At 61.5% G+C, this 18,711-nt stretch carries 19 protein-coding genes and 1 pseudogene; 8 read left to right on the top strand and 12 right to left on the bottom strand.

Annotation, left to right across the window (positions count from 1 at the left end; all coding sequences use genetic code 11):
* Positions 1–36 precede the first annotated feature (36 nt).
* Positions 37–612 (top strand): TIGR01841 family phasin, encoded by a 576-nt coding sequence (locus C6382_RS22925; RefSeq protein WP_107026598.1) that lies wholly within the window; start codon positions 37–39, stop codon positions 610–612.
* 35 nt (positions 613–647) lie between these two features.
* On the opposite strand, the gene phaR is transcribed toward C6382_RS22925, so the two are convergent.
* The 5 genes from phaR to C6382_RS22900 all read right to left on the bottom strand — a co-directional run bounded on the left by phaR (position 648) and on the right by C6382_RS22900 (position 6,088).
* Entirely contained in the window at positions 648–1,151 is a 504-nt protein-coding gene (gene phaR, locus C6382_RS22920) for a polyhydroxyalkanoate synthesis repressor PhaR (protein ID WP_107026597.1), read from the bottom strand.
* A gap of 87 nt (positions 1,152–1,238) precedes the next feature.
* On the bottom strand, positions 1,239–3,368 hold the full coding sequence (locus C6382_RS22915; RefSeq protein WP_107026596.1) for a TonB-dependent siderophore receptor: 2,130 nt from the start codon (positions 3,366–3,368) through the stop codon (positions 1,239–1,241).
* A gap of 113 nt (positions 3,369–3,481) precedes the next feature.
* Positions 3,482–3,862 (bottom strand): hypothetical protein, encoded by a 381-nt coding sequence (locus tag C6382_RS22910; protein WP_107026595.1) that lies wholly within the window; start codon positions 3,860–3,862, stop codon positions 3,482–3,484.
* Between the two features lie 103 nt (positions 3,863–3,965).
* Positions 3,966–5,159 carry an MFS transporter gene (locus C6382_RS22905; RefSeq protein WP_107026594.1) on the bottom strand — a complete coding sequence of 398 codons (1,194 nt, stop codon included), beginning with the start codon at positions 5,157–5,159 and terminating at the stop codon, positions 3,966–3,968.
* A gap of 179 nt (positions 5,160–5,338) precedes the next feature.
* Positions 5,339–6,088 (bottom strand): 3-oxoacyl-ACP reductase family protein, encoded by a 750-nt coding sequence (locus tag C6382_RS22900; protein ID WP_107026593.1) that lies wholly within the window; start codon positions 6,086–6,088, stop codon positions 5,339–5,341.
* A gap of 123 nt (positions 6,089–6,211) precedes the next feature.
* Here C6382_RS22900 and C6382_RS22895 point away from each other — a divergent pair, with 123 nt between their 5' ends.
* Positions 6,212–7,144 (top strand): LysR family transcriptional regulator, encoded by a 933-nt coding sequence (locus C6382_RS22895; protein ID WP_107026592.1) that lies wholly within the window; start codon positions 6,212–6,214, stop codon positions 7,142–7,144.
* Here the strand turns inward: C6382_RS22895 and C6382_RS22890 are convergent.
* Together C6382_RS22890 and C6382_RS22885 are read right to left on the bottom strand one after the other, a co-directional pair.
* Positions 7,137–7,619 carry a GreA/GreB family elongation factor gene (locus C6382_RS22890; protein WP_107026591.1) on the bottom strand — a complete coding sequence of 161 codons (483 nt, stop codon included), beginning with the start codon at positions 7,617–7,619 and terminating at the stop codon, positions 7,137–7,139. The genes C6382_RS22895 and C6382_RS22890 overlap by 8 nt on opposite strands.
* Positions 7,620–7,623: 4 nt before the next feature.
* Positions 7,624–8,010, bottom strand: coding sequence for a hypothetical protein (locus C6382_RS22885; RefSeq protein ID WP_107026590.1), 387 nt, complete (start codon positions 8,008–8,010; stop codon positions 7,624–7,626).
* Positions 8,011–8,132: 122 nt separating this feature from the next.
* Between C6382_RS22885 and earP the strand changes: the two genes are divergently transcribed.
* Together earP and C6382_RS22875 are read left to right on the top strand one after the other, a co-directional pair.
* The gene (gene earP, locus C6382_RS22880) at positions 8,133–9,266 is read left to right on the top strand and encodes an elongation factor P maturation arginine rhamnosyltransferase EarP (RefSeq protein WP_107026589.1); all 1,134 of its coding nucleotides are present in this window, start codon (positions 8,133–8,135) and stop codon (positions 9,264–9,266) included.
* A gap of 48 nt (positions 9,267–9,314) precedes the next feature.
* The gene (locus C6382_RS22875) at positions 9,315–9,884 is read left to right on the top strand and encodes an elongation factor P (protein ID WP_107026588.1); all 570 of its coding nucleotides are present in this window, start codon (positions 9,315–9,317) and stop codon (positions 9,882–9,884) included.
* A gap of 62 nt (positions 9,885–9,946) precedes the next feature.
* Here the strand turns inward: C6382_RS22875 and C6382_RS22870 are convergent, their stop codons facing one another.
* From C6382_RS22870 to C6382_RS22860, 3 genes are all read right to left on the bottom strand, one after another.
* A complete protein-coding gene (locus tag C6382_RS22870; RefSeq protein WP_107026587.1) occupies positions 9,947–10,375 on the bottom strand; it encodes an organic hydroperoxide resistance protein in 429 nt (142 codons plus the stop codon).
* Between the two features lie 125 nt (positions 10,376–10,500).
* Positions 10,501–10,962: a MarR family winged helix-turn-helix transcriptional regulator gene (locus tag C6382_RS22865; protein ID WP_107026586.1), complete on the bottom strand. Its 462-nt coding sequence runs from the start codon at positions 10,960–10,962 to the stop codon at positions 10,501–10,503.
* A gap of 59 nt (positions 10,963–11,021) precedes the next feature.
* On the bottom strand, positions 11,022–11,975 hold the full coding sequence (locus C6382_RS22860) for a LysR family transcriptional regulator (protein WP_107026585.1): 954 nt from the start codon (positions 11,973–11,975) through the stop codon (positions 11,022–11,024).
* A 111-nt stretch (positions 11,976–12,086) separates the two neighbouring features.
* On the opposite strand from C6382_RS22860, the gene C6382_RS22855 reads away from it, so the two are divergent.
* Positions 12,087–12,836, top strand: a complete 750-nt coding sequence (locus C6382_RS22855; RefSeq protein ID WP_107026584.1) for a sulfite exporter TauE/SafE family protein — start codon at positions 12,087–12,089, stop codon at positions 12,834–12,836.
* Here C6382_RS22855 and C6382_RS22850 read toward each other — a convergent pair.
* Positions 12,826–13,680, bottom strand: a complete 855-nt coding sequence (locus tag C6382_RS22850) for a LysR family transcriptional regulator (protein ID WP_107026583.1) — start codon at positions 13,678–13,680, stop codon at positions 12,826–12,828. The genes C6382_RS22855 and C6382_RS22850 overlap by 11 nt on opposite strands.
* A 97-nt stretch (positions 13,681–13,777) precedes the next feature.
* On the opposite strand from C6382_RS22850, the gene C6382_RS22845 reads away from it, so the two are divergent.
* Complete coding sequence (locus C6382_RS22845) at positions 13,778–14,008, top strand: DUF1127 domain-containing protein (RefSeq protein ID WP_371919657.1); 231 nt, start codon at positions 13,778–13,780, stop codon at positions 14,006–14,008.
* Between the two features lie 346 nt (positions 14,009–14,354).
* Here C6382_RS22845 and C6382_RS22840 read toward each other — a convergent pair whose 3' ends face one another.
* Positions 14,355–15,701, bottom strand: coding sequence for a class II 3-deoxy-7-phosphoheptulonate synthase (locus C6382_RS22840; RefSeq protein ID WP_107026581.1), 1,347 nt, complete (start codon positions 15,699–15,701; stop codon positions 14,355–14,357).
* Between the two features lie 129 nt (positions 15,702–15,830).
* On the opposite strand from C6382_RS22840, the gene C6382_RS22835 reads away from it, so the two are divergent.
* A complete protein-coding gene (locus tag C6382_RS22835; protein ID WP_107026580.1) occupies positions 15,831–16,586 on the top strand; it encodes a spermidine synthase in 756 nt (251 codons plus the stop codon).
* Positions 16,587–16,908: 322 nt separating this feature from the next.
* Positions 16,909–18,613 (top strand): annotated as a pseudogene (locus C6382_RS22825) (DEAD/DEAH box helicase).
* The last annotated feature ends 98 nt before the right edge of the window (positions 18,614–18,711 follow it).

Below are 18,711 nucleotides of genomic sequence, written 5' to 3'. Positions count from 1 at the left end.
GCCCATGTCGGCTTTTCAGAATCAGGAGATTCAAGCATGTCTTTTTTCAACTCGGAAAAATTGCAAGACGCTCAGAAAGCCAACCTCGACCTCCTGCAGCAAATCAGCGGCAAAATCTTCGCCAGCGTTGAACAGCTCACCCAATTGCAGTTCAAGACTCTGCAGGCCTCCACCGAGGAGCAGTTCGACGGTTTTCGCAAACTGCTTGCAGTTCGTGATCCGCAAGGGTTCGCTGAGCTCCAGGCTTCTTTCGCCAAACCTAATGTGCAAGCCGAACGCCTGGCTGAGTTCAATCGCCAGGTACAAGCGCTGATTGTTGGTACCCAGTCGGAAATCGCCAAGCTGACCACGCTTCAGGTCGAAGCGGGCACCAAGCAGGTGCACGAGTTCGTTGAAGTGATCAGTAAGAATGCGCCGGCTGGCTCCGAGCCTGTTGTGGCTGCGTTCAAGACATCGCTGGCCAATGCCGGCACCGTTTTTGAGAGCGCACAGAAAGCCGTAAAACAGGCTGCTGACGTTGCCCAGAGCGGTTTTGACGCAGCAACCGCAGCAACTGCAGCAGCGGGGAAGGCCGCCCCAGAGGCAGGCAAGGCAACAAGCGGTAACAAGTAAGTCACATTAGAACGGTTACACTGATGGCGATGGGTTTATTCCCCATCGCCATTTTTTTTCGGCCCGCCGCCGAACAGGCCAAAGAGGTTCTGGGTGTTCAGGTACAGGGCTTTTGACTGGTCGACATACTGGCGCATCAAATCCTGCATGACCGGTGCTTGCTGGTGCATGAACTCGCTCCAGGCTTCAGAGGACTGAGCGCCGGTCTGGGACTGGATGTCGATGACTGTCTGGATGCTTTTATCCAGGTAGCTGCCGAGGACGCTCTGGTAGGGGCCGTAGAACTGGATAATCCCCATGAGCATCTCACTGGAGAATATCGGCTCACCGCCACTTTCGGCTTCCAGAATCACCTGCAGCAAAATACTTCGGGTCAGATCCTCGCCAGTTTTCGCGTCGACCACCTCGAACGGGATTCTATCGATGACCAATTGGCGTATATCCGCAAGGGTCAGATGACTGCTGGTGTGCGTGTCATACAGACGGCGATTCGGGTACTTCTTGATCAGACGGGTGGTGTTCCGACTGTTATCTGTCATGCGGGGCTACTCACAGCGAGCCTGATTTACAGGCATCTTATCCTACTCTGGGCACTGTCACTTCAATGCATCGCCTCATTGAGTCCCTCAAAAACTCACAGAAGCCGACACCCGCGCAGTTCTCGGCGCGCCCTGGAACAGATAGCCATCGCCCAGGTACTCCCCGGCATCGCGCCAGTAGCGCTTGTCGAAGACGTTATCGACCATCAGCCGCAGCGTCGTGTCGTAGCCAGCGATTCTGGTGCTGTAACGGCTACCCAGATCGAACACCGCATAGCTGCCGACCTCCACCGTCCCCGCCTGGTTGGCGTACTTGCTGGCGCTGTAGCGTGCCCCGCCAAGCAGCGCCAGACCGGGGATTGGCAGGCTGTAATCAGCCTGCACTGCGGCACGGAAATTCGGCACATTGAGCGCCTGATGACCTTCATAGTCAGCGGTGCCGCTGTTCTTCACCCTGGCACGGATGGCCGCGGCGCTGGCATTGATCTGCAAGCGTTCGGTCAACCAGCCGCTGGCGCCCAGTTCCAGGCCGATGTTCTTCTGCTGGCCTTGTTGTACGTAAGTGAAATTGCCTGCGCCGTCCGGCCGGGAATATTGATAAGCCTGACGCAGCTGGAACAACGCCGCGCTCAGGCTCAGGCGCTGCCAGTCGCGCTTGATACCGACTTCCAGTTGGTGCGACAGCGTCGGGGCGAGGATCTCGGCGCTGTTGCTGGCGAACCACGGCGCGCTGCCACCGGAGGAGATGCCCTTGCTGTAGCTGGTGTACAGGGAGATGTCCGCACGCGGTTTGTAAATCAGTGCTGCATTGGGCAATAGCTGATAGTCGCGGGTATGGCGTCCAGGGTTGCCATCTTGGTCGAAAGTCTTCTCGTCCAGGCGCACCAGGCGTGCGCCCAGCACCGTCTGCCACTGCTCATTGAAGCTGATCCGGTCATTGGCAAACAGGCCGTACTGACGGCTGTCCAGGCGACGGGTGCTGGAGCCAACGGTTTTGTCGGAGGGCAGCCATTCTGGCGTTTGCTGGTAAATATTGCCGTTACCGACCCATTCCATGAAATTTGGGCGTTGGTCAAGCGTGCGGCGCTGGGCGCTGGTGCCGAGCGTCAACTCGTGGCCCAGGCCCAGGGCATCGAAGCGGCCGTTGAGTGCCGCCTGGGCTTCGTCGGTACGGCGGGTATCGTCGGGGCTGCGGTAGTCATAGATGTCATAGTCGCCTGCACTGCTGAAGTAGGCGCCCTCGCTCGAGCCCCAGGCAAACGAACTGTAATCGTCGATCACCACCTTGCTGCGTGAGGCACTGACGCTGCCGGTCCAGTTATCGCTGAAGCGATACTCGAAGCGCCCACCCAGGTTCAGTGAGTCGATGCTGACCGGCTTGGCCCACTGTTGATAGGCCAGGCGGTCGTGCGGGTCGATATCGTGGGGCAGGCTGGTGCCGCCCAGCAGTTGATAGCCCGGTACCGAACGCTGTTCGCGTTGCTGGTACTCAGCGTCCAGTTGCAACAGCGCATCTGGGTTGATCTGCCAGTCGAAGGCCAGGGCGGCGAAATCGCGCTTACCGTCGGCATGGTCAACGTAAGAGCGGATATCTTCATGGGCGAGGTTGGCGCGCAGGCCGAACTGGCGTTCGCTGCCGAACCAGCCGCCAAGGTCGCTGGCGATGTAGCGCTCACCCTGTTCGTTGCTCGACACCGTCACCGAGCGCACATCCTCCGGGCGTTTGGTGACGTAGTTGATCAGCCCGCCAGGCTCGGCAACGCCGCTCTGCAACCCGGACAGGCCCTTGAGCAATTCGACCTGCTGCTTGTTCTCCAGCGCCACGTTCTGTTCGCCGGCGATGGTCTGGCCGTTGATCTTGTAACTGCTGGCGGCATTGAGTTCGAAACCGCGCACGTTGAAGTTTTCGTAGTAGCCGATCGGCGCATAGCTTTCGCCTACCGACGCGTCGCTTTGCAGCACTTCGCTGAGTTTGCGCACCTGGCGGTCAGCCAATAACTGCTCACTGAACACCGCGATCGATGCCGGGGTATCGAGCAGCGGCGCCGGGGCAAAACCTGCCAGCGATGCTTGCTCTACCTGATAACCCTCGCTGTAGACCTCGGAGACTTGTACCGGGGCCAGGGTAATGCTGTCTTGAGCCAGGCTGTGGCTGGCAGGCAACGCCAGGCTCAAGCCAAGCAGGCTCAAGGGCAGGCGAGGGTGGGGCAGGGTCATGCAGAAAGCTCCTTGAACACATGCAGCAGACGCGCGTGCCGACATTGCGTCGGGCGGGCGCGCATCTTAGCAGGGTGCTTTCAAGCGATGTAACGAATCCAGTGAACGCCGATTCAGCGATTGGCCGCCGGTTGTGTATGGCGGCGCCACTGCCCGTTGAGCTTCGACCAGGTCTTTTTGTCGGTGATCGCCATCAGCTTGCGGCCATCCTTGAAGGTGGCCAGGAAGGTGATTTCTTCTTCCTTGCCGCCCAGCCACAGGCCGGCAATCAGGCCGACCGGTCCTGCCACCAAGGCCCCGGCCATGCCCCAGCCCAAGGCGCTGCCCAGGCTGCGGCTGGACTCCTGATTGGCGACGATCAGTTCGCTGATGCGGGTAAGGGCGATTTTTTCTCCGGGGGAAGGGCTGCGGCAGGTCTTGAGTGTGAGCGATCCATTGCGGTACTCGCCTTCACCTTGCAAGAAATCGCCGGACTGAACCGTGAGTCTCGTCATAGTGCCATCCAGATTGAAAGGGCTGTTGACCAATCCCTACTCAGCGCCTGGGGCCGCTACAAGTCAATCCTCAGGCGACGGAGGGTCGCCTGAGGTCTGTGTGTCAGGCCGTGCGCGCCCGCAGACTGCGTTGGCGCTCGGCCAGGGCCCAGACCAGCAAGGCCAGGCTGCCAATGGCCAGGCCGGCGAGAACGATGCCGTTCCAGCCATAGCTCTGGAACAGCTGGGTGCCGAGCAACGAACCCAGCGCACCGCCAATGAAGTAGCAGGTGATGTAACCGGCGTTGAGGCGGTTGCGCGCTTCCGGGCGCAGGGCAATCACGGCGTTCTGGTTGCTCACGTGCACCAGTTGCACGGCCAGGTCGAGCAACAGCACGCCGATCAACAGGGCCAGCAGCGACGTCTGGGCGAAGCCCAAGGGTACCCAGGACAGCAGCAGGGCCAGCAGGCCAACGGTGGTACCCAGCGGCCCCTTGCCGCGATCGGCCAGGCGCCCGGCCCAGTTGGCCGACAGTGCTCCGGCAGCGCCGGCCAGGCCGAACAGGCCGATCACCGCGTCCGAGTACTGGTAAGGTTCAGCCGCCAGGAGAAATGCCAGCGGGGTCCAGAACAGGGCGAACAGGCTGAAGGCCAGCAAGCCGAGTAATGAGCGCAGGCGTAAGACCGGCTCATCGACGAACAGGCGAAATACCGAGCCAATCAATGCCGGATAGCTGAGCCCGGCGTGTTGTTGGCGTTCCGGCAGGGCACGCGCCAGGGCAATGGCACAGATCGCCATCAGCCCCGCAGCCAGCAGATAGATACTGCGCCAGCCACCCAGTTCGGCCATGAAACCGGCAGCTGTGCGGGCCAGCAGGATGCCCAGCAGCAACCCGCTCATCAGTGTGCCGACCACCCGCCCGCGCTGGCCCGGGTCGCTCAAACCCGCGGCCATCGGTACCAGCACCTGGGCCACCACCGAGAACAGACCGGTCAACGTGGTCCCCAGCAACAGCCACGCCAGGCTCGGCGAGAAAGCACTTATCAACAGGCCCAGGGTACTGATGCCAATCATGCTGACGATCAGCCGGCGTTGTTCGAACAGGTCACCCAGTGGCGCCAACAGCAGCAGACCTGCGCCATAGCTCAGTTGCGCGGCAATGACGATGGCCCCGGCGCTGGCGGTGGTCAGGCCGAAATGCTCGGCGATGCTGTGCAGCAGCGGTTGCGCGTAGTAGTTGCTGGCCACGGCAAGGCCGGTAGCGGTCGCCATCAGCAGGATCAGGCCGCGGCTCAAGGGGGTAGTAGGGGAGGTCATGGACCGTCTCGATCAGTGGCAGTTAAGGCGTGACAGTATCGGAACTGCGCGAGTATGACGCCAATCTATCGTTTTCATCTTACCCATTTTGGAAATATATCGTTGCATGCACCTGAAGCAGACCGCGGCTGCCCGGGCTGTTGTCGCAGCTCGGGCAGCCGTGACGGGGCCTGAGTACATCAGGCAGCGAAGCCGCCATCGATGGTCAGGCTGGCACCGGTGATGTAGGCCGCCTCGGGGCTCGCCAGGTAGGCAACGAAACTGGCAATTTCCTCGACTTCACCGTAGCGGCCCACGGCCATGTAAGCCATCAGGCTTTCGGCGAACTCGCCATGGGCCGGGTTCATCTCGGTGTCCACCGGGCCTGGCTGGACGTTGTTGATGGTGATACCCAGCGGGCCGAGGTCCCTGGCCAGGCCGCGGGTCAGGCCGACCAGCGCGGATTTGCTCATGGCGTACGGGCCGCCACCGGCAAACGGCATGCGTTCGGCATTGGTGCTGCCGATATTGATGATGCGCCCGCCCTGACCCATATGCCGGGCTGCGGCCTGGGTGGCGACAAAGACGCTGCGCACGTTGACGGCCAGGGTGCGGTCGAAGTCGTCGAGATCGAACTCCAGCAGCGGCGCGACGGCCAGTACACCGGCGTTGTTGACCAGGATGTCCAGCCCGCCAAAGGTCTCAACCGTATTCGCCACGGCTTGCTGCACCGCGCTGGCATCGGCGCTGTCGGCCTTGATGGCCAAGGCTTTGCCGCCACTGGCAATGATGCTTTGTTGCAGCGCCTGAGCCTGTTCGGTGGCGTTGGCGTAGGTGAAGGCGACACTGGCGCCTTCGGCGGCCAGGCGTTTGACGATGGCTGCGCCGATACCGCGCGATCCGCCCTGGACCAGGGCCACTTTGCCGTTGAGGCGAGTTTGAGTCGACATGCTGTGCTCCCGAAAGAACAAGGCCGGATGCCTTGGATGCGGCTCAGTATCGACGCTGGATTACCCACTGAGTAGCCGGCAATCGCTATAGTCTGTGTAAACCAGAAGTATGGAATCGCGCCTGTGGAAACCTTCAGCAGTATCGAATGCTTCGTGCGTAGCGCCGAAGTCGGCAGCTTTGCCGAGGCGGCCCGGCGCCTGAGCCTGACGCCTGCGGCGGTGGGCAAGAACGTTGCCCGGCTGGAGGCGCGCCTGGGTGTGCGTCTGTTTCAGCGCAGCACCCGGCGATTGACCTTGACCGAAGCCGGTCAGCGTTTTCTCGACGAGGTGGCCAGCAGCTTCCAGACCATCCAGCATGCCGTGGCCAACCTCGCCAGCGCCGAAGGGCAGCCGGCCGGGACCTTGAAGGTGAGCATGGGTACCGCGTTCGGGCGCTTGTACATCGTGCCGCTGCTGGCCGGGTTTCTGCAGCGCTATCCGTCGATCAGCCCGGACTGGCATTTTGATAATCGCCAGGTCGACCTGATTGGTCAGGGGTTCGATGCGGCGATCGGCGGTGGATTTGATCTGCCCCAGGGCGTTGTCGCGCGCAAGCTGACCCCCGCGCACCGGATTCTGGTGGCAGCCCCGGCGTTTCTTGAGCGTCACCCGCTGATACACCAGCCAGACGATCTGCAGGCGTTGGACGGCATTCTGATTCGTTCACCGCAAACCGGACGGGTGCGCAGCTGGCCGTTGACCAATCGCCAGCAAGAACAGGCACCGCTGAACATTTGCCTGCGCATGACCATGAGCGATTCGGAAGCCGCCTGCGCGGTGGCGCAGCAGGGGCTGGGGGTGGCTCTGGTGAGCATGCCGTTTGCCGTGCCGTACTTGCAGGCGGGAAGTCTGGTGCGGGTGTTGCCGGACTGGTATGTGGATGACGGCAACATTTCTGTGTACTACGCCGAGCACAAGCTGTTGCCGGGCAAGACGCGGGCGTTTGTCGATTTCATTATCGAGCAGTTTGCCGCTCAAGGGTTGGCGCAGCGGTTCAGTGCGCTGCCACTCAGCTGACTTCGATCACCACAAAGCGCTGGTGCTTTGCACCCAGGTCCAGGCTGACTTCGTCATCTTCCCCTTTACCGATCAAGCGCTGTCCAAGCGGCGAACGCGGGGTAATCACCGTCACCAGCTGTTCCCCCTGGCCAATCTTCAATCCCGCGCCTTCAGGCCCGAGAAACAGACGCTGGCAGCTGCCGTTCTCGGCTTCCAGGGTCACCAGGTTGCTGATCTGAATGCCGCGGGCCGGGTCGTAATCGCGAAGCACCAATTGCTGAAACGCCGCCCGTGCCTGGCGGATCTCCTCCATGCGCCGGGCTTGCCCGGTTGCCAGGTAGGAGGCCTCCAGCCCCAGTGTGTCGTACTTGTTTTCGGCGATGTTCTCTTCGGCGGTAGCCGCTTCATAAGCGCTCTGCGCTGCGCGCCGGGCCACGTCGAGGTCGAAGCTCAGGGTGTCGATGATGCGTTGCAGCAGGTCGGCTTTGTTCATGGCGTCAGTTACAGAATTCCAGGACGAGGGCGCGACTCTTCTCGGTCGGCGCGGTGCGATTCTGCTGAAGCCAGAACTGACACTTGGGGTTGGACAGATTACGCACACTGCCTTCGGCCTGCTCCTCGGCCTGCTGCAGTTCCTGGTTACGCAGGATCTGCTTGTACTGCTCGAACATCTGACTTTGCTGTTCCGGTGCGGCGCCAGGGCTTGGCGTAGCGGCTGGCGGAATCAGCATCTGGCTCACGGGCTGGACTGTTTCGGGCAGCAGGCGCCAGGCCAGCCACAGGCTCAAGGCAATGGCAACGGCGCCGAGCCACAAACCCAGGGCGATGCACAGGGTCAATTGCACAGGCTTGAAGGTGAAGCTCGGTTCGTCGGGGCGGGGCATGATGGCCTCCTGGCCAGGTCAGGGGCGTTCATTGTCGCATGCTGCAACGGGTTTTTTTCGCGGCACGCTTTTGTCTGCGATGATTTACCCGGACAATCGGCGCTTTTTCCAAGGGGCCAGCGATGAAAGCGGACTGGGACATCTTCTGTTGCGTCGTCGATAACTACGGCGATATCGGCGTGACCTGGCGTCTGGCCCGGCAACTGGTCGCCGAGCAGAGGCTGGCGGTGCGCCTGTGGGTGGATGACCTCAGCGCCTTCGCCCGCCTCTGCCCTGAAGCGGACATCCAGGCTCCGCGCCAATGGCAGCAGGGCGTAGAGGTCTGTCATTGGCTGCCAGACTGGCAGCCAACGCCAGTCGCCGATGTGGTCATTGGCGCTTTTGCCTGTCAGCTGCCAGCTGCGTATGTGCAGGCAATGCTCGATTGCCCGCGTCCGCCACTGTGGCTGAACCTGGAGTACCTCAGCGCTGAAGGCTGGGTCGAAGGTTGCCATGGCTTGCCTTCACCGCAGCCCAATGGCCTGCGCAAAGTGTTTTTCTTTCCGGGCTTTACCGCTAGAACCGGTGGCCTGCTGCGAGAGGGCACACTGCTGGCGCGGCGCGCGGCGTTCGAGCAAGACCCGGCTGCGCGTCAGGCATTTCTTCAGCGACTGGGCGTGATCCCGGCCAGCGGTGCCCGCCTGATCTCACTGTTCGCCTACGAGAATGCGAGCCTGGCCAGCTGGCTCGATGCGCTGGCCGCCGACAGCCGTGACAACCATCTGCTGGTGCCCGAGGGACGTATTCTGGGAGATGTGCAGGCTTGGCTGGGCGAAGGCGATCTGCAGGCGGGCACGCTGGCAAAGCGTGGCGCCCTGACCGTGCAGATCCTGCCTTTTGTCAGTCAGGATGACTACGATCGACTGCTCTGGAGCTGCGACTTCAATGCCGTGCGCGGTGAAGATTCGTTCGTTCGCGCGCAATGGGCAGGGCGGCCGTTGCTCTGGCACATCTATGTCCAGGAAGAGTACGCCCATTGGGAAAAACTCGAAGCCTTCCTCGATCACTACGTCGAGGGATTGTCGCTGCCAGCCAAAGCGGCGCTGGTCGATTTGTGGCGTGCCTGGAACATGGATCGCGACATGGCGCAGGCCTGGCAACAGGTGCTTGAACACTGGGGCGAGCTCGATCGGCACGCCCGCCGCTGGAGCGCCGTGCAGGCCGCTCAGCCGGACCTTGCCACGGCGCTGGTACAGTTTTACCGAAATTGGCTATGATATGCGGCCTCGATTTTTGTAAATCCATCCAAATTCGGATATCTCGCAATGAAAACTGGTAAAGAACTGAAACCCGGTACCGTACTGCGGATCGACAACGACCCGTGGCTGGTTCAGAAAGCTGAATTCACCAAGTCGGGCCGTAACAGCGCGATCATGAAGACCAAGCTGAAGAACCTGCTGACCGGCTACAAGACCGAAACCGTTTACTCGGCTGACGACAAGCTGGACGACGTGATCCTGGACCGTAAAGAAGCGACCCTGTCGTTCATCAGCGGTGACACCTACACCTTCATGGACACCACCGACTACACCATGTACGAGCTGAACGCCGAAGACATCGAGGCCGTTCTGCCGTTCATCGAAGAAGGCATGACCGACGTCTGCGAAGCCGTGTTCTTCGAAGGCCGTCTGGTTTCGGTTGAACTGCCGACCACCATCGTTCGTCAGGTTGACTACACCGAAGGTTCCGCGCGCGGCGACACTTCGGGCAAGGTCATGAAGCCTGCCAAACTGAAAAACGGCACCGAGCTGAGCGTTGCTGACTTCATCGAAATCGGCGACATGATCGAGATCGATACCCGCGAAGGTGGCTCCTACAAGGGCCGCGCCAAGTAATACTGGCGTTTCGCATAAAAAAACCCGGCCTTGGCCGGGTTTTTTTATGCCTGGGATTTACCTCAGACGCTGACGTGCAAGCGCACATCAACGTTGCCGCGGGTAGCGTTGGAGTACGGGCAGACCTGGTGGGCTGCGTCTACCAGCGCTTGCGCCTCGGCTTGTGGCAGACCCGGCAGGTCGATATTCAGGTCGATATCCAGACCAAAACCCCCGGGGATCTGGCCGATGCCGACTTTGGCGGTGATCGAACTGTCGGCAGGCAGCGTTTTTTTCTGCTGGCCGGCGACGAACTTCAGGGCGCCGATGAAGCAGGCCGAGTAGCCGGCGGCGAACATTTGCTCAGGGTTGGTGCCTTCACCACCCGCGCCACCCAGTTCCTTGGGGGTGCTCAGCTTGACTTCGAGCTTGCCATCGCTGGAGCGCGAGCTGCCGTCGCGACCGCCAGTGGATTTGGCTTCGGCAATGTACAGAGGAGTGACCTTTTGCATCTTGAGCCTCGCTTGTGTGTTGCGCCGCGGCGCTGAGTGGGTACGGGTGCTAACTTAGCGCGCAATTATTTTGCGCGCAAGATAAATTTCGACCAGCTTACTAGCGGTCAATCACAGCATAGCGGTCAGAGGCTTTTTTGCAGGCTGGCACGCAGTTCCAGGAGGTCGGCCTGCAGCTGTTGCAGGCGCTCAAGGTTTTCGCCGCTGGCGGCCAGGATGCAGTGGGGGATATCTTTGGCCCGCAGTTGCAGGGCACGGCCCTGTTCGCTCAGTTGCACCAGAACCACCCGTTCGTCTTCGCGGCTGCGGGTGCGCTTGAGCAGGCCTTCCGCTTCCAGGCGCTTGAGCAGCGGGGTGAGCGAGCCCGGATCGGTCAGCAGGCGCTGACTGATTTCACCGACGGTCAGGCCATCCTGTTCCCACAGCACCAACATCGCCAGGTACTGTGGATACGTCAGCCCGAGCTTGTGCAGCAGCGGCTTGTAGACTTTGGTCATCAGCAGCGATGTCGAGTACAGGGCGAAGCACACCTGGTTGTCCAGGCGCAGTTCGTCGCAGGGGGCAGGCGCTTTCGGGGCGGCGTTCATGTACATCCTTTAGTTCGTTAAGTCTTTTGAATTTAGCACGCGGTTCATTAGCACGCTGATTACCAGCGCAGCTCGCTTTGCAGGGCAAGGTCCCAAGGCGGCACGGGGCTGAAGCGGCTCTTGAGGAATTCGAGCAGCAAACGGCTGCGAGAGTTGGTTTGATGTTCCAGGCGCAAGGCATAAATGCCGCTGGATTCGGCTGCCGGCAGACCGTTTTCGCAGAACAGCGGCAGCAGTTCGCCGCGCAGCAGGTATTCGCTGATCAGCCAGGTCGGCAAGTGGGCAATGCCCAGGCCGGCCAGGGCGCCGAACAACAGGGTCTCGGCATTGTTGGCGCTCATGCGCATGCGCGTCGGACGATACAGGCGCAATTGACCGTCGACGGCAAAACGCCAGGCGAACGGCGGGGCCAGGCCGTCCCAGTCCAGGCCGTCATGCTCGGGCAGCTCGGCGGGGCTGGCGGGAACCCCGCGGGCCGCCAGGTAGGCAGGACTGGCGCAGGCAATGCGCACCATGTAGGCCAAGGGTGTGGCCACCAGGCGGGTATCGGCCAAAGGGCCCGCGCGCAGCACCAGATCGACTTCGCCCAGGTGCGAGCCGTGCAGGTCGACGAAGCTGTCGATCAGGCGCAGTTGCACATCGAGCCCGGGGTAGGCCACCAGAAAGTCGGCGATGGCCGGGGCCAGATGGCGGCGACCGAACGCTGCCGGTGCGTCGATGCGGATCAGGCCCTCCGGGGCGTTGCTCAACGACACCGCCTCGGCACGGGCCAGGCGCAGTTCTTCGACGATGCGCCGGGCCCGTTCGGCAAAGGCGTTGCCTGCCGGCGTCGGACGCACGGCGTGGGTGCTGCGCACGAACAGACGGCTGCCGACAGCACTTTCCAGGGCATCGATACGGCGTGCCACGGCGGAAGGGGTTAGCGGGTGGCGGCGGGCGGTGGCGGAAAAGCTACCGGTTTCCAGTACATCCAGAAACAGACTGAGTTGTTCGGTGAGGGCATCCGGGTTCATTTGGCAGGGTCTGCTTTTGCGTAATCGGCAAAGCCATTGTGCGTTGCTGTGCGTTTCCCCGCTAGCATCGGCTCGGTAGCATGCAGCGATCGGAATTTTTCAGAGGCGGCAATGATCGAGTGGGCAATGTACATAGCGCTGGGCGCTGCATTGGGGACGGTCGGCGGGCTGTTCGGCATTGGCGGCGGACTGATCGCGATTCCGGCGCTCGGCGTGCTGTTCGGTCTCGACCAGCAACTGGCGCAGGGCACAGCGCTGGTGATGGTGGTACCCAACGTATTGCTGGCGCTGTGGCGCTATCACCAACGCAACCGCATCGAGCTGCAGCACGCTGTGCCGCTGGCGGCCGCCAGTTTTGTCTTTGCCTGGCTTGGCTCGATCTGGGCCGTGGGTATCGATGCGCAGTCCATGCGTTTTGGGTTTGTCGTGTTTCTGGTGGCGTTGGCGGTCTGGAACCTGGCGCGCATGTTCATGCGTAAGGCCGAGCCGAGCGGTGAACTGCGTCATCCTTGGCCATGGCTCGGCGTGCTGGGCGGCGGCGCTGGCGTGCTTGGTGGATTGTTTGGGGTTGGCGGCGCGGTGCTGGCCACGCCCGTGCTGACCAGCGTCTTCGGCACCACCCAGGTAGTTGCCCAAGGGCTGTCGCTGGCTCTGGCCGCACCCAGTACCGCAGTGACGTTGCTGACCTACGGTATTCATCAGCATGTGCAGTGGAACATGGGTATCCCGCTGGCGGTGGGTGGCCTGCTGAGCATAAGTTGGGGCGTGAAACTGGCTCACGCCTTGTCGGAAAAACTCCTGCGCTCGCTGTTCTGTGGCTTTCTCGTACTCTGTGCGCTGATGCTGGCGTTCAAGATCTGAAGCCTTCGCTGATGTAGTCAGCCATGCAGTCAGTCATTTGTGACTGACTGTTGTTATTACGCAGCAACATGATACTGGCGGTCGGCAACTCGGGCAGGCCCTCGGCCGCGCCGATCACCCGCAGGTCGCTGGTGATCAGGCTCTGCAACTGGGCCGTGACCGCCAGGCCGGCACTGACCACCGCCATGATCGCCGGGGTACTGGCACTGGTGTAGGCGATCCGGTATTCCTTTTCGATCGCATCCAGGGCATTGCAGGCCCAGGTCCGGCAGCAGCAGTCGGTGTTGAACACGGCCAGCGGCAATGGATTGTGTTCGTGGGGGCAGAATCCCTGGGCCTGGACCCATACGGCGCGCTCACGGCGCAGCAACTGGCCGACTTCATGGCCAGGCTCGCAGGTGATGATGGTCATGTCCAGATCCTGGCGTTGCATCAGCTGGCGCGAGCTTTCGCAATGCACCTCGACCTGGATCAACGGGTAGGCCTGGGCAAAACTGGAAAGAATGCCGGGCAGAAAGCGCATGGCATAGTCGTCTGGAGTGCCGATCCGCACCATGCCGACCATGTGCGGCATGCGCAGGGTGTTGAACACCTCGCCATGCAATTTGAGAATGCGCCGGGCGTAACCGAGCAACACCTGGCCTTCCGCGGTCAGGCGTACCTGGCGGCCGTCACGCTCGAACAGCTGGCGCTGGATAATGTCCTCTTCCAGGCGTTTCATCTGCATGCTCACCGCCGACTGGGTGCGGTTAACCACTTCACCGGCACGGGTGAAACCACCGTACTCGGCGATGGCGACGAAGGTGCGCAGGACGTCTGAGTCGATACTCTGATACTGGGACATGGCATCAATCCCCTAGATGTATGACATAAGAAACATTCGTTGGATTGATCTTAGGCCTGCGCTGACACTGTCGTCATCCCACACGGAGGGCAAGACGATGAAAGGTCAGAAATCGCTGGACCTGATGTATCCCCAGCCGCACCACGGCGGGTTCTCCCATCTGCTTCACAACGCCATAGGGCAATTGGCGCGCTGGTGGCAACTGCATCATCAGCGCATGGAACTGGCGCGCCTGAGTGATGCGGCGCTGCACGATATCGGCATGAGTCGAGTCGATGTGCTGCAGGAGGTGGAGCGGCCATTCTGGGATGACCCGCTGAAAAAATGAGTCGCGCCATGACGGTGTCTCTACTACGTTGAGTGGGCTTGTTCTGCAGGCGCCGGGCATGCCCACCACTCAATCCTTTTCCATGTCGCAGACGCGCCGCGCTCGCCAGTGAATGCCGCCCATCTGCAACGGCCGTTGCTCGACGAAGCCCGGGCTCAGCGCGTAATGCTGTTCACTTTGGTGGGAGCGAGCTTGCCTCGCGATACGATTTGCCTGACAAAACGCAATCGCGGGTCAAGCCCGCTCCCACCGGGCTTGTCCCGCTTCTCTTAAATGAACAGCATTGCGGGCTCAGTGCGGGGTTGTGTTACAGGCCGCTTCTGCCTTGGGGTGGCCCGCAGTGCTGTCAGCGGCGCACTTGCTTGAGGGTTTCGGCGATCAGGAAGGCCAGCTCCAGGGACTGATCGGCATTCATCCGCGGGTCACAGTGCGTGTGGTAGCGGTCAGACAGGGCATCTTCGGTGATCGGCCGGGCGCCGCCGATGCATTCGGTAACATTCTGTCCGGTCATTTCGATGTGAATACCACCGGCATGGCTGCCTTCGGCCTGGTGCACCTGGAAGAACTGTTTGACCTCACTGAGGATCTGCGCGAAATCGCGGGTCTTGTAGCCACTGCTGGCTTTGATGGTATTGCCGTGCATCGGGTCGGAGCTCCACAGCACCTTGCGGCCTTCGCGTTCGACGCTACGGATCAGCGCAGGCAGGTGCTCACCGACCTTGTTGGCGCCCATGCGTACAATCAGGTTGAGGCGTCCGGGGTCGTTATCCGGGTTGAGCACATCGATCAGGCGGATCAGTTCTTCGGTGTTCATGCTCGGGCCGACCTTGACCCCGATCGGGTTGTTCACCCCGCGCAGGAACTCTACATGGGCGCCGTCGAGCTGACGGGTGCGGTCGCCGATCCAGAGCATATGTGCCGAACAGTCGTAGTAGTCATTGGTCAGGCTGTCGCGGCGCACGAAGGCTTCTTCATAGTTCAGCAGCAAGGCTTCGTGGGCGGTGAAGAAGCTGGTTTCACGCAGTTGCGGCGAGCTGTCCATGCCACAGGCGCGCATGAAGGCCAGGGTTTCGTCGATGCGGTCGGCCAGTTGGCTGTATTTTTCCGCCAGGGCCGAGTTGGCGATGAAGTCCAGGTTCCATTTGTGCACCTGGTGCAGGTCGGCAAAACCACCCTGGGCAAAGGCGCGCAGCAGGTTGAGGCTGGCAGTGGACTGGTGATAGGCCTGGAGCAGGCGCTCGGGGTCGGGAACCCGGCTCTTTTCGTCAAAGCCGATGCCATTGACGATGTCGCCACGGTAAGCCGGCAGGGTAACCCCGCCGATGGTTTCATCACCCGCCGAGCGCGGCTTGGCAAACTGCCCGGCCATGCGCCCGACCTTGACCACCGGACAGCCGGCGGCAAAGGTCATGACGATTGCCATCTGCAGCAGTACCTTGAAGGTGTCGCGAATTTTTGCGGCGGAAAACTCGGCGAAACTTTCCGCGCAATCACCGCCTTGCAGCAGAAAGGCCCGGCCCTGGGTGACTTCGGCGAACTGTCGGCGCAGCTCCCGGGCTTCGCCGGCAAAAACCAGCGGCGGGTAGCTGGCCAAGGTCTGTTCGACCTTGAGCAAGTGCGCCGCATCAGGGTAGGTCGGTTGTTGCTGGATCGGCAAGGCGCGCCAGCTGTCAGGACTCCAGGGTTGGTTCATCACGGGCTCGGTCAGGTCGGAAATGGGCTGTCTGCCATGTTAACAGTTGCCGCACGCCTTGTTGCACTGGCGCCATTGACGGACAATGGCGGTTTTTGCCTGGGGCAGCGGCGTAAGCCGGGAGACAGCATGACAGTGGAACGGGTAGAGCGGGTGCTGGCCCAGGTGCAGGATCAGTACGGCACCATCAGCGTGCTGGAAGTCGATGACTATCGCTTTCTCGAGTTCGGCGAGGCAATTGAGCAGAGCTGCGTGTTCACTGCCGATCCAAGCTGGCTGGAGTATGACTATACCCGCGCCATGCTGGTTGCGGCGCTGTGCCATGCGGAGCCCGAGAGTGCCTTGTTCCTCGGTCTGGGGGCAGGAACCCTGACCCAGGCCTGTCTGAAGTTCCTGCCGCTGGAAGACGTCGAAGCCATCGAGTTGCGCCCGGATGTGCCACGCCTGGCCATCGAGTACCTGGGGCTGGATGACGACCCGCGTCTGTATATCCGTATCGGCGATGCGATGGAGTTGCTCGACAGCGCCGAAGCCGCCGACCTGATCTTCGTCGACCTGTACACCGATCACGGTCCGGGTGTCGCTCATTTGGCCTGGCGTTTTCTCGAAGACTGCCAGAAGCGCCTCAACCCCGGTGGCTGGCTGGTGATCAACCAGTGGGCCGGTGATGATGGCAAGCCGTTGGGCGCGGCCTTGTTGCGCGGTCTCTATCATCGCCACTACTGGGAGCTGCCAGTCAAGGAGGGCAATGTGATCATCATGGTGCCGGCCGACCTTGACCAAGAACTGGACATGCAAGGCCTCAATGCCCGGGCAGAGGCGCTGGCGCCGCGTCTGGGTTACTCTTTGCAGCCGTTGATCGGCGCCATTCGCCCGGCCACCTGAGTCGCGCGCTGGAGCAGGCGAAAAAAAATCGATTCAGCCGCCTGCAACCCTCGCATCCCAGGCCCGTTGTCACGTGGCCTGGCGCAGGCGTGTTGGAATAAAAAAATCTCCCGTGATTTGCGAAATCAGGTATAGTACGCGCCGGTCTTTTACCGGACCTCGTTTAGGTAGTGCAATTCCCCGAAGCCAGCTTCGGCTGCGCGTCCGCCCCGCGGACTCTCCTTGACGTTCCTTTTTTTTCTTCAATCGTTTTCGCAAATCCCCGCCGACAAAGCTGCCAGGGTGACCTTCGGGTCTTACAAGGCATGCGCAGCTTTGGAGCATGGGTCTTTGCGGATGCACTTAGAGGCAGACCCATGACCCAGGAAACCGGCGGCTTCGCCGCTCTCGATCTTCATCCGAGCATTGTTGCTGCAGTATTGGCTACCGGCTACGAAGAGCCATCCGCCATTCAGCAGCAATCGATCCCGATTATTCTCGCCGGTCACGACATGATCGGTCAGGCGCAGACAGGTACCGGTAAAACCGCTGCCTTCGCACTGCCTATCCTGAGCCGTATCGACCCGAGCAAGCGCGAGCCGCAAGCCCTGATCCTGGCGCCAACCCGTGAGTTGGCGCTGCAAGTAGCTACCGCTTTTGAAACCTACGCCAAGCAGATGCCGGGCGTTACCGTGGTGGCCGTTTATGGTGGTGCCCCAATGGGCCCACAATTGAAAGCAATCCGCAACGGCGCGCAAATTGTCGTCGCTACCCCTGGCCGTCTGTGCGACCACCTGCGTCGCGACGAGAAGGTCCTGGCTACCGTCAACCACCTGGTGCTCGACGAAGCCGACGAAATGCTCAAGCTGGGCTTTATGGACGACCTCGAAGTGATCTTCAAGGCCATGCCGGAAAGCCGTCAGACCGTGCTGTTCTCGGCCACCCTGCCAGCTTCGATCCGCGCCATTGCCGAACGTCATCTGCGTGAACCGAAGCACGTCAAGATCCAGAGCAAGACCCAGACCGTCACCGCGATCGAACAAGCCCACCTGATGGTCCACGCCGACCAGAAGGTTTCTGCTGTCCTGCGTTTGCTGGAAGTGGAAGAGTTCGACGCGCTGATCGCCTTCGTGCGTACCAAGCAAGCTACCCTGGACCTGGCCAGCGCCCTGGAAGCCAAAGGCTACAAAGCCGCTGCGCTGAACGGTGACATTGCCCAGAACCAGCGTGAGCGCGTCATCGACTCGCTCAAGGATGGCCGTCTGGACATCGTCGTCGCCACCGACGTCGCTGCCCGTGGTCTGGACGTACCGCGCATCACTCACGTGTTCAACGTTGACATGCCGTACGACCCGGAGTCCTACGTTCACCGTATCGGCCGTACCGGTCGTGCCGGTCGCGAAGGTCGCGCGCTGCTGCTGGTTACCCCGCGTGAGCGTCGCATGCTGCAGGTGATCGAGCGTGTTACCGGGCAGAAGGTTGCCGAAGTTCGTCTGCCAAACGCCCAGGCCGTTCTCGATGCGCGCATCAAGAAGCTGACCAACAGCCTGGCACCGCTGGTTGCTGACGCTGAATCGACCCATGGCGATCTGCTTGACCGCCTGACCGCCGACATCGGTTGCAGCCCGCGTGCCCTGGCCGCAGCCCTGCTGCGCAAGGCCACCAACGCTCAGGCCCTGACTCTGGAAGCTGTCGAGAAAGAGCAGCCGCTGGTTCCGACCTACACCCCGCGTGAGCGCACTGGCGAGCGTCCAGAGCGTGGTGAGCGTGGCGAGCGTGAGCGTCGTGCGCCAATGCCGCTGGGCGAAGGTCGTGCCCGCTGCCGTACCGCGCTGGGTGCGCGTGATGGTATCGCTGCCAAGAACCTGCTCGGCGCCATCCTTAATGAAGGCGGCCTGGCCCGCGAAGCAATCGGTCGCATTCAGGTGCGCGACAGCTTCAGCCTGGTCGAGCTGCCGGAAGAAGGCCTGGAACGTCTGCTGGCCAAGCTCAAGGACACCCGCGTTGCCGGTAAGCAGCTGAAGCTGCGCCGCTACCGCGAAGACTGATCCGCGAGCAATAAAAAAATCCCCGACTGAGTCGGGGATTTTTTTTGGGGTTCTTCACGGTGTCCCGGGGACTATGATCCTTGGGGCTGGGCTGGGCT

This window comes from Pseudomonas sp. BBP2017 (assembly GCF_003024385.1).
Classification (GTDB): domain Bacteria; phylum Pseudomonadota; class Gammaproteobacteria; order Pseudomonadales; family Pseudomonadaceae; genus Aquipseudomonas.
This window is presented reverse-complemented; position numbering and strand designations above follow the sequence as displayed.

Excerpts from the sequence above, each read along its gene's own strand:
- C6382_RS22870 (WP_107026587.1), bottom strand. The coding sequence starts at position 10,375 with ATGCAAAAGGTCACTCCTCTGTACATTGCCGAAGCCAAATCCACTGGC.
- earP (WP_107026589.1), top strand. The coding sequence starts at position 8,133 with ATGAAAGCGGACTGGGACATCTTCTGTTGCGTCGTCGATAACTACGGC.
- C6382_RS22910 (WP_107026595.1), bottom strand. The coding sequence starts at position 3,862 with ATGACGAGACTCACGGTTCAGTCCGGCGATTTCTTGCAAGGTGAAGGC.
- C6382_RS22865 (WP_107026586.1), bottom strand. The coding sequence starts at position 10,962 with ATGAACGCCGCCCCGAAAGCGCCTGCCCCCTGCGACGAACTGCGCCTG.
- C6382_RS22925 (WP_107026598.1), top strand. The coding sequence starts at position 37 with ATGTCTTTTTTCAACTCGGAAAAATTGCAAGACGCTCAGAAAGCCAAC.
- C6382_RS22840 (WP_107026581.1), bottom strand. The coding sequence starts at position 15,701 with ATGAACCAACCCTGGAGTCCTGACAGCTGGCGCGCCTTGCCGATCCAG.
- C6382_RS22885 (WP_107026590.1), bottom strand. The coding sequence starts at position 8,010 with ATGCCCCGCCCCGACGAACCGAGCTTCACCTTCAAGCCTGTGCAATTG.
- C6382_RS22850 (WP_107026583.1), bottom strand. The coding sequence starts at position 13,680 with ATGTCCCAGTATCAGAGTATCGACTCAGACGTCCTGCGCACCTTCGTC.
- C6382_RS22860 (WP_107026585.1), bottom strand. The coding sequence starts at position 11,975 with ATGAACCCGGATGCCCTCACCGAACAACTCAGTCTGTTTCTGGATGTA.
- phaR (WP_107026597.1), bottom strand. The coding sequence starts at position 1,151 with ATGACAGATAACAGTCGGAACACCACCCGTCTGATCAAGAAGTACCCG.
- C6382_RS22835 (WP_107026580.1), top strand. The coding sequence starts at position 15,831 with ATGACAGTGGAACGGGTAGAGCGGGTGCTGGCCCAGGTGCAGGATCAG.
- C6382_RS22890 (WP_107026591.1), bottom strand. The coding sequence starts at position 7,619 with ATGAACAAAGCCGACCTGCTGCAACGCATCATCGACACCCTGAGCTTC.
- C6382_RS22855 (WP_107026584.1), top strand. The coding sequence starts at position 12,087 with ATGATCGAGTGGGCAATGTACATAGCGCTGGGCGCTGCATTGGGGACG.
- C6382_RS22915 (WP_107026596.1), bottom strand. The coding sequence starts at position 3,368 with ATGACCCTGCCCCACCCTCGCCTGCCCTTGAGCCTGCTTGGCTTGAGC.
- C6382_RS22900 (WP_107026593.1), bottom strand. The coding sequence starts at position 6,088 with ATGTCGACTCAAACTCGCCTCAACGGCAAAGTGGCCCTGGTCCAGGGC.
- C6382_RS22875 (WP_107026588.1), top strand. The coding sequence starts at position 9,315 with ATGAAAACTGGTAAAGAACTGAAACCCGGTACCGTACTGCGGATCGAC.
- C6382_RS22905 (WP_107026594.1), bottom strand. The coding sequence starts at position 5,159 with ATGACCTCCCCTACTACCCCCTTGAGCCGCGGCCTGATCCTGCTGATG.
- C6382_RS22845 (WP_371919657.1), top strand. The coding sequence starts at position 13,778 with ATGAAAGGTCAGAAATCGCTGGACCTGATGTATCCCCAGCCGCACCAC.